13 protein-coding genes are annotated in these 12,117 nt (G+C 69.1%); 8 read left to right on the top strand and 5 right to left on the bottom strand.

The features are described from left to right. Window positions 1-7: 7 nt before the first annotated feature. Window positions 8-1,801, bottom strand: coding sequence for a translation initiation factor IF-2 (gene infB / locus ACYQ07_RS10690; RefSeq protein WP_459881235.1), 1,794 nt, complete (start codon window positions 1,799-1,801; stop codon window positions 8-10). A gap of 169 nt (window positions 1,802-1,970) precedes the next feature. On the opposite strand from infB, the gene ACYQ07_RS10685 reads away from it, so the two are divergent. Both ACYQ07_RS10685 and ACYQ07_RS10680 read left to right on the top strand, forming a co-directional pair. Continuing rightward, window positions 1,971-2,216, top strand: coding sequence for a PRC-barrel domain-containing protein (locus ACYQ07_RS10685; RefSeq protein WP_459881232.1), 246 nt, complete (start codon window positions 1,971-1,973; stop codon window positions 2,214-2,216). Continuing rightward, complete coding sequence (locus tag ACYQ07_RS10680; RefSeq protein WP_459881229.1) at window positions 2,216-2,674, top strand: NOB1 family endonuclease; 459 nt, start codon at window positions 2,216-2,218, stop codon at window positions 2,672-2,674. The genes ACYQ07_RS10685 and ACYQ07_RS10680 overlap by 1 nt, the downstream gene beginning before the upstream one ends. Before the next feature lie 133 nt (window positions 2,675-2,807). Here ACYQ07_RS10680 and uppS read toward each other — a convergent pair whose 3' ends face one another. Then, window positions 2,808-3,761, bottom strand: a complete 954-nt coding sequence (gene uppS, locus ACYQ07_RS10675) for a polyprenyl diphosphate synthase (protein ID WP_459881226.1) — start codon at window positions 3,759-3,761, stop codon at window positions 2,808-2,810. Window positions 3,762-3,891: 130 nt separating this feature from the next. Here uppS and ACYQ07_RS10670 point away from each other — a divergent pair, with 130 nt between their 5' ends. The 5 genes from ACYQ07_RS10670 (at window position 3,892) to ACYQ07_RS10650 (ending at window position 6,473) form a co-directional block, all read left to right on the top strand. After that, window positions 3,892-4,167, top strand: a complete 276-nt coding sequence (locus ACYQ07_RS10670; RefSeq protein WP_459881223.1) for a 4a-hydroxytetrahydrobiopterin dehydratase — start codon at window positions 3,892-3,894, stop codon at window positions 4,165-4,167. Window positions 4,168-4,210: 43 nt separating this feature from the next. Further along, complete coding sequence (gene lwrS, locus ACYQ07_RS10665) at window positions 4,211-4,597, top strand: LWR-salt protein (RefSeq protein ID WP_459881220.1); 387 nt, start codon at window positions 4,211-4,213, stop codon at window positions 4,595-4,597. 50 nt (window positions 4,598-4,647) lie between these two features. Continuing rightward, entirely contained in the window at window positions 4,648-5,190 is a 543-nt protein-coding gene (locus ACYQ07_RS10660) for a J domain-containing protein (protein ID WP_459881217.1), read from the top strand. 45 nt (window positions 5,191-5,235) lie between these two features. After that, window positions 5,236-5,973: a topoisomerase DNA-binding C4 zinc finger domain-containing protein gene (locus tag ACYQ07_RS10655; protein ID WP_459881214.1), complete on the top strand. Its 738-nt coding sequence runs from the start codon at window positions 5,236-5,238 to the stop codon at window positions 5,971-5,973. 83 nt (window positions 5,974-6,056) lie between these two features. Next, complete coding sequence (locus ACYQ07_RS10650) at window positions 6,057-6,473, top strand: universal stress protein (RefSeq protein WP_459881211.1); 417 nt, start codon at window positions 6,057-6,059, stop codon at window positions 6,471-6,473. 75 nt (window positions 6,474-6,548) lie between these two features. Here the strand turns inward: ACYQ07_RS10650 and ACYQ07_RS10645 are convergent, their stop codons facing one another. Both ACYQ07_RS10645 and ACYQ07_RS10640 read right to left on the bottom strand, forming a co-directional pair. Next, window positions 6,549-8,111 carry a heme-binding protein gene (locus tag ACYQ07_RS10645; RefSeq protein WP_459881208.1) on the bottom strand — a complete coding sequence of 521 codons (1,563 nt, stop codon included), beginning with the start codon at window positions 8,109-8,111 and terminating at the stop codon, window positions 6,549-6,551. 228 nt (window positions 8,112-8,339) lie between these two features. Beyond that, a complete protein-coding gene (locus ACYQ07_RS10640) occupies window positions 8,340-10,163 on the bottom strand; it encodes a site-2 protease family protein (protein WP_459881205.1) in 1,824 nt (607 codons plus the stop codon). Window positions 10,164-10,280: 117 nt separating this feature from the next. Here ACYQ07_RS10640 and ACYQ07_RS10635 point away from each other — a divergent pair, with 117 nt between their 5' ends. Then, complete coding sequence (locus tag ACYQ07_RS10635) at window positions 10,281-10,517, top strand: DUF8024 family protein (protein WP_459881202.1); 237 nt, start codon at window positions 10,281-10,283, stop codon at window positions 10,515-10,517. Between the two features lie 606 nt (window positions 10,518-11,123). On the opposite strand, the gene ACYQ07_RS10630 is transcribed toward ACYQ07_RS10635, so the two are convergent. Further along, window positions 11,124-12,107, bottom strand: coding sequence for a 5,10-methylenetetrahydromethanopterin reductase (locus ACYQ07_RS10630; RefSeq protein ID WP_459881199.1), 984 nt, complete (start codon window positions 12,105-12,107; stop codon window positions 11,124-11,126). Between the last annotated feature and the right edge of the window lie 10 nt (window positions 12,108-12,117).

Here is a 12,117-nt window from a genome sequence, read left to right as displayed (position 1 = left end):
ATTCCAATTATTTGCCCCAGAAGGGGTCCCGCTTGCGACGCGTCTCCAGATAGCCGGAGAGCGCCTCCAGTTCGTCCGCAGTGATCTCGCCTTTCAGCTCCTGTTCGAGGATCTTGGCGTGCTTTTCGGGGATCTCCGTCCAGAGGGTGTCGCCTTCCTCGATGTCGCGTCCGACGGTCGGGCCGTCGATGGCGATGCTGACGCGCTCGCCGGCGCGCGCCTCGTCCACGTCGTCACCCTGCTTTTGAATGCCCGAGAGCTGGCCGACGCGCTCGAACTCGTTGCCCTCGAAGAACCCGACGTTGCGGTTGTTCTGGAGGGTGCCGGAGATCACCTCGACGCCGACGACTGCGGGGTCGTTCTGGCGGAAGGTGTGGTCGGGGAGGATCCGGAAGCGGGCCGGCTTGACGATCTTGTCGAGGACGGTCTCCTGCTGGGCGCGCTGGCGCTCCTCGACGAACGTCTCGTAGTCCTCGATCAGCTGGTAGATGACGTCGTTGGTGAACAGCTTCACGTCCGCGCTCTCCAGCTCGCGTTCGGCGTTTTTCAGCACGTCGACGTTGAACCCGAGCAGCGCCTTGTGTTCGTCCTGGTTGGCCGTCTCCGTGATGGCGATGTCGCGCGGGGCGATGTCGCCGACCTCCGCGCGCATGATCGGCACCTCGGCCTCCTTCAGCGCGTTCGCCATCGCCTCCAGCGAGCCGAGCGTGTCGGCTTTGACGACGACGCCGTCCTCGGCCGTGTCGACCTCGATCTCGGCGAGCTCGGCTTTTACCTCCTCGATGACCTCCTCCAGCGGGCGGTCGCGCACGACGCGCACGGGGGCGCCGGCCATCGCGTCGTCGAGGTCGGGCGCGGCGATCTTCACGCCGGCGGCCGCGCCGACGGCCTCCACCTTCTCGAACTTCTTCTCGGTGCGGATCTCCGCGAGCGGGCGCGGTTGGAGCAGCGCGCGCACCTCGGTGACGATGGGGTCGTCCTGGCCGCCGACGACGATCGTGTCGCCGGCGCGGACCACGCCGTCGTAGAGGACGGCGTCGACGGTGGCGCCGAAGCCGCGCTCCTCTTTCACCTCAAGCACCGTCCCCTCGCCGGGGCCGGCCACGTCGATCTCCATCTCCTCTTTCATGAACCGCTGGGAGAGCCCCATCAGGACGGTGAGCAGGTCCGGGATGCCCTCCGCGGTGAGCGCGGAGACGGGGACGACGCCGATGTTCTTCTGGAAGTCCTGCACGCGCCAGTAGAGGTCGGCGGAGAACCCGTTATCGGAGAGCTCGCCGATGATCTCGTAGAGGTTCTCGTTGAGCATCGACATCGCGCGCTCGGACTGTGCCTCCATGCTCTGCTGGATCGGCTCGCCCTCCTGCGGGTTCCAGCCGGGCGTCGTGTCCACCTTGTTGGCAGCGACGACGAACGGCGTGCCCGTCCGTCGGAGGATGTCGATCGCCTCCTCGGTCTGCGGCTGGAAGCCGTCGTTCACGTCGACGACCAGCACCGCGATGTCGGCGAGCGCGCCGCCGCGCGCCCGCAGCGTCGAGAAGGAGTGGTGGCCGGGCGTGTCGATGAACAGCAGCCCCGGGAGGTCGAAGTCGTCCGGGTCGATCAGCTCGCCGGCCATCTCCGAGATGGTCGAGAGCGGGATGTCCGTCGCGCCGATGTGCTGGGTGATCGCGCCGGCTTCACCCTCGCTGACGGCGGATCCGCGTATCTTGTCGAGCAGGCTCGTCTTGCCGTGGTCGACGTGGCCGAGCACGGCGACGATGGGCGTCCGCAGGGTCTCCGAGTTGGTGTCGTTCGTCATGGAAATCGCCCCAAAAAGGTGGTTGTCCATGGTTCCGCCCGGGCGTCAGTTAAGCCTTTCAGAATGACGACGGGTGGAGCAGACGCCGGGCTCGACCGCCGGGCGTCGCCGTCGGCCGCCCGTCTGACGCTCCGTGGCGTTTAAGCCCGTTGCACGGGTGGATGGGGACATGGCAGACATCCTCGCGGAGAACCTCTCCGGCAAGGCCGTGATGGGGTCGGACGGGACGGAGATCGGCGACCTGTACAACATCACGATGGACCTCAAATCGGGGCAGCTCCACCACCTGCTGGTGAGCCCGCACGAACACCTCGACCCCGCGCGGTCGAGTTTCAAGGTCGACGAGATGGGGCGACTGCTGGTGCCGGTCGCCAACGTGCAGGCGGTGAAAGACTACATCGTCGTTAGCCGCTGATGCAAGTCCTCGATACGTCCGCGTTCATCCACGAGTACACGACGAACGCCGAGGTCGTCTCGATTCCCGAAGTCCACGAGGAGCTGGAGGGCGGCCACGCCCTCCGCTTCGACGCGATGGAGGGCTCCGGCATGCGCGTCCACGTCCCCCAGCCGGAGGTGATCGGCCGGGTCGAGCGCGCCGCCGCGGGCTCCGGCGACGCCGGCGAGCTCTCCGAGACCGACGTGCGGCTGATCGCCGCCGCCCTCGAACTCGGCGCCACGCTCGTCACCGACGACTACGCGATGCAGAACGTCGCCGAGCGCCTCGACATTCCCGTCGAGGCGATCGCCCAAGAGGGGATCACCGAGGAACGCGAGTGGCGCTTCCAGTGTGCGGGCTGTGGCCGCGTCTTCGACGACGACAAGGAGCGCTGCCCGATCTGCGGCAGCGACCTGAGCCGCAAGAACCCCTCGTAGCGACGCGCCGGCTGGCCGCCGACGCCGCCGTCGACTGCCCGCCCACGTCACCTCCTCACCGGCTGTCGTCGGCTACACTGTCCCTGCTGCCCCGGAACGACTGCGGCGTCGCGCCGGGGGTCGGTGCGCTGCCTTAGTCCGCCGGCTCCGAGTCCGCCCCCTCCGTGTCCGCGGCACCGACCCCGAGCGCGTCGTCGGCCAGCGAGTCGGGGTCGCCGCCGGGGAGCTGCTCGCGGAGTCGCGCGGCGACCTGCCGCGCCTCGTCGAGTTCGACCTCCGCGACGGCACGAACCAGCGCGGCGGCGCGCTCGGTGCGGGCGCGCTGCCAGGACTCCTCGCGGGACTCGTAGGTGCGGATCGCCCGGAGGAAGTCGACCTCCGAGAACTCCGGCCAGTAGGGCGCACAGAAGTAGACGGCCGCCTCGTTGCCGTTGGCGTGCCACGGGAGGAAGTTGGAGGTGCGCTCGTCGCCGCCGGTGCGGACGATGAGGTCCACGTCGCGAACCGGTCGGTCGTACAGCCGGTCCTCGACGGTTTCTGCATCCACCGACTCCGGGTCGAGGTCGCCGGCGGCGGCCTCGCCGGCGATCTCGCGGGCGGCCGACAGCAGTTCGTTGCGACCGCCGTACGCGAGCGCGACGTTGAGTCGGAACTCCTCGTAGCCCGCGGTGCGGCGCTCCGCGTAGGCGACGGCGTCCCGCACGCGCGGCGGAAGCCGGTCGACGTCACCGATCGCATGGATGCAGACGCCTTGCTCGTGGACGCGGTCGGCGTCAGCGAACTCCCGGAGTTTGTGCTCCAGCAGGTCGAAGAGGGGGTCGAGCTCCTCGTCCGGCCGGTCGAAGTTCTCCGTGGAGAAGGCGTACAGCGTGAGCTCGGCAACGCCGAGATCCGCACACCAGTCGAGCACGCGCTCGGTGGTGTCGGCGCCGGCGCGGTGGCCGTCGGGCGCATCGTCGCCGCGCTCGCGGGCGTAGCGCCGGTTGCCGTCCTGGATGACCGCGACGTGGGCGGGCGGGTCGTCGATCTCCCGCCGGAGGTGGCGCCGGTAGGCGCGCTCGAAGCCGTCGCGGAGCCGACCGATCATGGGCGAACGAACGCCACCCCGAGGTATGTAGTTTGTGTGACTCCTCGGCCGTCCGCCGACCGTCCGACCCGGGTCGCTCGCCGCAGTTCGTGGGGAAACGATTAACGGGCCACACGGTGACTGTTCGTGCATGCCCGACGTACTCGACGACGACGCGATCGACCGGAACCTGCCCGACGGGTGGCACCGCGAGGAGAACGAGGTCGTCCGCAGCTACCAGTTCGACGACTATCTCGACGGCGTCACCTTCGCGAACGCCGTCGCGGAGGTAGCCGAGGAGGAGCAACATCACCCGACGATCGTGATCGGCTACGGCGAGGTGACGGTCCGCTTCACGACTCACGAGGCCGACGGTATCACGAACCGCGACATTCGGCTGGCGGGCCTCTGTAACGACGAGTTCTGAGCCGGCCCGACGACTTTTCCGGTCGGCCGCCGACTCTCACCACATGGACGCCGCGTACGTTTTCAACGTCACGTTCCGGCTCGATCCGGCTCCCATCCGCGAGGAGGGCGACGCTGTCCGCGTCGACCCCGACACCTTCGAGACGACGATGGAGGTCCCCGCCGCGGAGCCCGGTGAGAACGGGTGGCTGTTCTTCCGCGACCGACTCTGGCGTGGCGAGGTCGGGGATGAGCCGTCCTTCCGCCGGTTCGCCGGCGACCGACTCGGCGTCGACGTGGTCGCCGTCGACTTCCGCGAGCTTCGCACTGACGAGGCGTCTCTCAACGCTCTCAAAACGGCCATTCGTGACGACCTCGACGCGTTCAACGCCGACTCGGTGGACGAGACGCTCCACAAGTATCTCGGCTCCTCGATCCACGTGCGAGGGTGAACGGGTCCGGGTCCCGAGACGCTTACAATCCTCCACTCCCAAGCGAGCACGTGACGAACCGGCCGATCATCGTCGGGATGGCGGCGGCGTTCGCGGGGCTCACGGCCCTGCTCCTCGTCGCCGGCGTCGTCGTCAACCCGCTCCTCCTCGCGGTCGCCGTCCCGTTCGGCGCGGTGACGTACCTGCTGTGGTACCACGCCAGCGGCCGGCTCCGCGACCGAATCCGTCGCGAGGCCGCCGGAGCCTCCGCGACGGAGCGCGCCCGCGCCCGCCAACGGGCCAGAGCCGCGGAACACCGCCGGAGCGCGTACGACGTGAGCGGAGGCGGTGCAGGTAGGCGCGAGGCCGCCGGCGGTGTAGGCGGCGCGGGAGATAGAAGCGCCACAGGTGACCCCCGCGACCGCGCACCCTCCACCGACCGGATGTCGCCACAGCGCGCCTACGACGTGCTCGGCGTCGATCCCGCCGCCGACGAGGGAAGCGTGCGAGACGCCTACCGCGAGAAGGCCAAACGACTCCACCCCGACACCGAGGGCGGCGACGAGGAGGCGTTCAAGCGGTTGACGGAGGCGTACGAGGTCGCCAAGCGGTAGCGGCACTCCCACGTTTTAAGGCCGATACCGCGACCAACTCGCCAGGTGCCCGAACGCCTCCGCGTCCTCGCCGGCGACTGCACCGTCTCCGAGCGCGGCGACCGCACCCGCACGTATCGCGGGCGCGTCGTCGTCCTCGTGAAGCCCGACAACACCACGCTCGTTCACGACGCCGACGGGTACCAGCCGGTGGCGTGGCTCACCCGCGCGGAGTCGGTCGTCGTCGAGGGGAACGGCGACGGCTTCACCGTCACCGCACACGAGGGGTCCCGCCAGCTCCGCGTCGTCGCCGAAGAGGCGACGGCGAGCCGCGGACTCCCGGTGACGGAGGCCGGCGTCCCCGTCGGCACCTGTCCCGAGGACGGTGGCCCGCTCATCCGCTCGCGTGGCGACGTGACCTGTCTCGACTGCGAGCAACGGTGGGGATTGCCGGCGGGCGCCAGCGTGACGGAGTCGACCTGCGAGGACTGCGGGCTGCCCAAGATCCGCGTCGAGCGCGGCGAGCCGTTCCATCTCTGTCTCGACCCGAGCTGTGACCCGCTCGTGGAGGCCGTCCGCGACCGCTTCGACCGGGTCTGGGACTGTCCCGACTGCGGCAGCGACCTCACCGTTCAGTCGGCGCCCGGCCGGGTGTTCCTCGGCTGTGACGACTACCCCGACTGCGAGACGACGTTCTCGCTGCCCGCCGGCGTCGTGGTCGGGGAGTGTGACTGCGGGCTCCCGACGTTCGAGACACCGACCGGCGTCCGGTGTCTGGACGGCACGTGCGAGCACGCCGGCTGATCCCGCCGTCGCCGCACAGCTCCCGCAACTGCCACTCCCCCGCACGCCGGAGTCCTTATCCGGCTCCTGTGCCATCTCCTATCATGGTTGCTCGTGTGCTGGTTGGGATGGACGATTCCGAGCTCGCCGAGCGTGCGCTGAAACACGCGCTCGACACGTATCCGGATGGGGAGATCACGGTGTTACACGTCGTCGGCGGTGCCTCCCCGATGATGGGTGACGCGACGAGCGTCGCGTTGGAGGGAAAGGGAGAAGCCGTGCGTGAGGAGGGCAAGCCGGTGTTCGACCGCGCCCGCGAACTGGTCGACGAGCGCGATGCCGAGGTCAAGCTCCGCATCGGCTACGGCTCGCCGGCGAGCACGATCGTCGAACACGCCGACGCGTACGACGTGGTGGTGCTCGGGAGCCACAGCGGGTCGCTCATCGACCGGATCCTCGTCGGCAACGTCGCGGAGTCGGTGGTTCGGAACGCCCCGGTGACGGTGACGACGGTGCGCTGAGCGAAACGGGAAGGCGAGGTTGACGGAGCGCGTGTCGACGAGTGCCGACGCGCCGCCGGCCGAAGCCCCGCTTTCTCAGGCCAGGAACACGTGCCGCGGCCGGTCCGCGAGCACCTCGCGTCCCCACTGAACCGTCTCGCGGAAGTCGTCCGAGCGGAAAAACGCCATCGCGTCCTCCTTCGAGCGCCACTGGCTGGCGATGAACATGTCGTTTTCATCCTCGACGTTCACCATCAGGTCCGTGTCGAAGTGGCCCTCCATCTCGGCGAGCGCCGCGCCCACGTCCTCGAAGGTGTCGATGAAGTCCTCGGTGTGTTCGGGTTTCGTCTCGTAGAACATCCCCATCGTGCCGAAGCCGGATTCCTCGCCGGCGCGCGCGACGATGCCCGGCAGCTCCGAGAGGAAGCCTGCGGCCGTCTCCGCGGCGGAGGCCGTCTCCCAGATGGAGACGACGGCCGCGCGGTCGGACGTGTGCCCGTCGTAGACGGCGGTTTTCACGTGGGTGCCGTAGTGGTCGAAGTTGCCGCGCAGTCCCTCGACCTCGTCGAACAGCTCGTCGACGTCCGCCTCGCTGTACAGCACCGTTGCGTACACGTCCTCGCCGTGGGGCTTGCCCGCGTAGATGTCCAGATCCGCGAGCTCGCCGCGGATCTCCGCGTCCGTGGAGGGTTCCGCGTCGCCCTCGCCACTCCCGCCGTCCGCCCCGCCGTGCGAGTGGTCGCCGTCGCCGTGCGGGTGGTCCCCCTCGCCGTGCGAGTCGCCGCCCTCGCCGTGGTGGTGGCCGCCCTCGCTGTCGTGTTCGTGACCGCCGCCGGCTCCGTGCCCGTGCTCGTGACCGCTCTCGTCGTCGTGGGCCCCGGTCGGGACCTTCTCGCCGGCGAGATACGCGCCGAGGTCCGCCGGCGGGAAGCGCCGGCCGACGTAGAACTGGCCGAACTCGCCGTAGCGCGAGGAGGCCTCGTCGAAGCGCATCTCGTAGACGATGTCCTTGATGTCGGTCGGGTCGGCGCCGAACAGGGTGACGCCCCACTCGTGGTCGTCGAAGCCGACGGAGGAGGCGATCACCTGGCTGATCTTGCCGGCGTACTCCCGGCCGGTGTCGCCGTGGCCGGACATGAGCTCGGCGCGCTCCTCGAAGGAGAGGTCGTACCAGTTGTACTCCTCGCCGCGGCGCTTGCTCATCGGGTAGAAGGAGACGTACTCGTCGTCGGGGATCTCCGGTTTGAGCTTCCCCTCGATGTAGCGGCGGAGTCCCTCGTCGACCTCCTCCTCGTTACCCGCGAAGTAGTCGTCGGAGACGTAGCCGGACACCTCGGTGACGGAGACGTAGGAGGTCTCCTGGGTCGTGAAGTCGGCGAGCGCGGTGTCCTCGAACCGGCGCTCAACGGCCGAGAGGTCGTCCAGCGTCGGCCGGAAGTGGACGAGCATGAGGTCGGCCTTGTGGCCGATCACGGAGAAGACGCCGGAGTCGCCGTCGTCCGCGTCGGCGACCAGCTCGCGGTGTTTGAGGTACGTCTCGCCCTCCTCGATGGCGCGCTCGCGCTCGTGTTCCGGCGCCGCGCGCCACGCGTCCCAGTCGATCGACCGGAAGTCGTGGAGCACGAACCAGCCTTCCTCGGTCTGTGGTGCCTCGACCATACTTGAACTTCGGCCGCCGGGACTTAGGGGTTTGCGAGTTGCGCTCGGCGTCCCTGATCTCGTCTCTCGTGCTCGACCGCCTCGCGGAGCACCCCCGGTACGGCTACGAGATCCTCGGGGAGATCACGGATCAGCGGCGGCCACTGGGACCCCTCCGACGGCCTCGACGGCGAAGACGCGCCGGCGGCCTCGGAATCGACCGACTGAGAACCACCCACCGTCAGTCCGTCAGACCAACCCGAGCGCCGCCATGATCTGGTTGCCGAAGATCATCACGATCAGCCCGAACAGCATGATCAGCCCGGAGGAGACGGTGACGGTCCGGACGGCCGCGTGACGGTTGTCGAGCGGGAGCCGGCTGGCGACCGCCTCCGCAACCATCCGCAGGATGCGCCCGCCGTCGAGCGGGAACGCCGGCAGACAGTTGAACAGCGCGAGCTGGATGTTGATCCACCCGGTCCAAAAGAGGAGGTTCGCCAGAATGAACGCACCCCCACCGAGGAGTGCGAGACTTCCGTCGAGCACGTAGAAGTTGGTGATGTCGCCGGTGAAGCCCGCGAAGTTGTACGGTAGCCCGAACAGGCTCCCGAGCGGAAGGATCAGCGTGACGAAGACGAGTCCGAGCGGGGAGTCCGTCAGCTGGCCGAGTCCGACGCCGTCGAGCGAGCCCTCGCCGCCGTCGCCGCCGAGCAGCGAGAGGTACGCGCCGGCCGGGTACTCGTCGACGCCGAAGTCGTCGAGCGCGATGCCCGACGTGCCGGGGAAGATGTTGACCCCGACGTAGCCGCCCTCGCGGTTGGGGTGGGCGTCGAGCTCCACGTCGTAGGTGGTTCGCTCGTCGTCGACGGTGTAGGCGGCCACCTCGACGGTTTCGCCCGCCTCACGCTGCGTGAGCACCTCCGCGAGATCGTCGTCGTCACGGATGCGGTCGCCGTCGATGGCGACGATCGTCATCGGCTCTTCGAGCGGTGCACCGGCCTCGTCGATGGGGCCGTCCTCCTGAATGCCGACGATGTACGCGCCGATCGGGACCTCGGTCGGGTCCGTGGCGTCAGTGTCGACCGTGGCGCGCTCGGCGTCGCCGACCGCCTCGAAGAACTCGCGTTCCGTCCGGACCGGCTCGCCGTCGACGGACTCCACGTCGATGGCGGTGCCGCCGGGCTCTATCGAGATCCCGAGCGGGTTGTTGCCCGCGGAGCCGACCACTTGCAGTTCGCGGGCCACGTCCGTCTGGCGCTCGGCATCACCGTCGTCGACCGTGACGGTCACGTCGGCGTCGGCGTCGTGGATCGCGGCCTCGAACGCCTCGGCGTCCGCGACGGGGTCGCCGGCGACCTCGATGATCCGGTCGCCGTCGGTGATGTCGGCGTCCGCGGCCGGCGAGCCGGGGTACACTTCGCCGACGGCGAAGCCGGGGGCGACCGACATCGCGCCGACGACGGGACCGAACAACAGCGCGAAGACGACGATCGTCAGGAGCGTGTTGGCGGTGACGCCGGCGGCGAACATCCGGGAGCGCGCGCCGCGAGAGGCCTCCTGGGTCGCCTCCTCGTCGGGTTCGACGAACGCGCCGACCGGGAGCATCGCGAAGAAGACGAGTCCCATCGACTCCACCTCGATGTCCTCGACGTAACACAGCAGGCCGTGGGCGCCCTCGTGGACGACCATCGCGATCCCGAGACCGATCACGATCTCGAGGGCGACCTCCAGCGGGAGGAACTCGTTGACGCCCGGGATGATGAGGAAGTTCTGTGGCTGCTGGACCGCGGAGGGCTGGGGAGCGGCGAGCGCCGAGAGTCCGGAGGTGACGATCAGCAGGAACGAGCCGACCATGGCGACGAGCGCGCCGCCGAGCCCGAGGTTGGCGACCGCACGCCAGAACCGCTTCGGTCCGGCGAGCCGGGCGAGAAACGCCCGTCCCCGGAGCGTGTGAACCGTGGCGAGCGGCCCGGATATCGAGACGGAGTCCGGAAGGACGCCGCGGTTCCGGAGCCACATCGCGACGGCGGTGTACGCGAGGATCCCCGTCAGGACCCACAGCAGGGTACTCATTGCACCGTGATTGTCGTCGGCCGTGTGTAAGGCGTTCGGTTCCGCGAACGCCGATCGGCGGACGACGACGGACGGCAACCCTCAACACACAAGTACCCCGCCCGCAAACGTCCGGCCATGTTCGCGCTGCTGGATTTCGTGGTACGGCTGGTGTTGGACGTCGAGCGCCTGATCTCCATCTTCGTGCACGACGTGTTATTGGGCGTCGACCCGGTCTCGACGGCCATCTTCGTCGCGGGACAGGCGATCATCGGGCTCGCCGTGCTCGTGTTCGGCTACGCCGCGCTCGGCGCCGTGTTCGACGAACTCGGCGTTACACTCCCCTCGCTCGGCGGTCGCGGCCGCGTCGAGTAGGGGAGGTGCGCCGTCCGTCCGGCCCCGCACAGAGCCGGCTTTTCCGCACGTTTTTCGTGAGGAGTGCCGAGCAATATCGGGAGTAGGTGTGTCAGGTGAGTGGATGTGGCTTTTATAAGCGGGGCGTTGGTGGGATTGTGATGGGTTTATAAGTAGCTGTTTGAGTGAACAGGACGACGACAAACACCTCCAAAGCCCCAGCCGGCTCCGGTCGAGGGGCTCGCTGCGCGCTCAAAAGGCCTCTCAGCACCGCCCGGCCTTTTGAGTGCTTGCGTCGCCCGTCGTCCCGGAGCCGGATGCCCCTTTGAGTCCCACCCCGAACCGCTCCGCACAGCACCTCACGCCTCCCCAACCTCGTCGTCGCCGGAGGCGACGACTCCCTCGCGCGCCGGCGAGCGCCCGCCGGGCGCTCGCCGGGCGCGCCACCGCACCGCACACCGGTTTATAAAGATCCCGTTGCCACCGCTCTCAACTATTTATATACTCCATCGCCGGCGGCGATCTGCAACACTCACCCCCGATATCGCTCGCCAAGACACCGTATGGGGTGGACGGGAGGCCGCCGGTCCCCGAGGCAGTCAGTAACGCTGTCGTACACCCCGCGGATCAGAACGCGTCGCCGACGGCCTCGGCGGCCAGCTCCACGCTCGCCTCCAGATCGGGGCCGAGCGGCGACCCGACGACGAGCCCGTCGGCGTGCTCCGCGACGGCGTCCGCCCGCGCTCGCACCTCGTTCGGCGTCCCGGCCATACAGAACGCCTCGATCATCTCGGGCGTCACCCGCTCGAACGCGGCGGAAAACTCGCCGGCGGAGACGTGTTCGCCGATCGTCGCGGCGGCGTCGGGGTCGATCCCGTGGCGATGCAGAACGGGTGGGGCCGCGCCCGCCGCGATGAACGCAACCGGAGGCCGTGCCGCTTCGCGGGCGGCCTCGCCGTCCTCGTCGATGCTCACGGCGGCGTAGGCGATCAGGTCGAAGTCGCCGCGATGGTCGGGTCGGTCTCCGAGTCCGTCGTCGACCTGCTCGCGGGCCCACGCCAGGTCCGCCGGGTGTGAGCCGTTGTACAGCAGGCCGTCGGCGTGTTTGGCGGCCATCCGACACATGTGGGGGCCCTCGCCGCCGACGTGGACTGGAAGGTCCGCGCCCTGTGGGGGCTCGTAGTTGAGCCCGGCGTCGGTCGCCGCGAAGGTGCCGTCGTGGTCGACGCGCTCGCCGGCCCACAGCTGCTGGGCGGTCTTGAACGCCTCCAGGACGGGGCGGAGTCCGCGCTCGTCCTCCAGCCCGAGGTTCCGGAGCGTGGAGGGGTCGCCGGGGCCGATCCCGAAGACTGCGCGTCCCTCCGACGCCTCGTCGAGGGTCGCGAGCTTCGAGGCCAGCGTGACGGGGTGGGTCTCGAACGGGTTGGCGACGCCGGGGCCGAGCCGCACCTCGTCGGTCTCGGCGGCGAGCCGCGAGAGAAACGCCCACGGGTCGCGGTTGTTGTAGTGGCACGTCGAGTAGACGGCGTCGTAGCCGGCTGCCTCGGCGCGGACGCCGAGGTCGACGAGGCGATGCAGGTCGTGTTCGGGGGTGAGTTCGATGCCGAGCATGGGTGTTGTG

The organism is Halorubrum gandharaense (genome assembly GCF_054654575.1).
The sequence above is the reverse complement of the archived record's forward strand: the minus strand, read 5'-3'. Positions and strand labels throughout refer to the sequence as shown.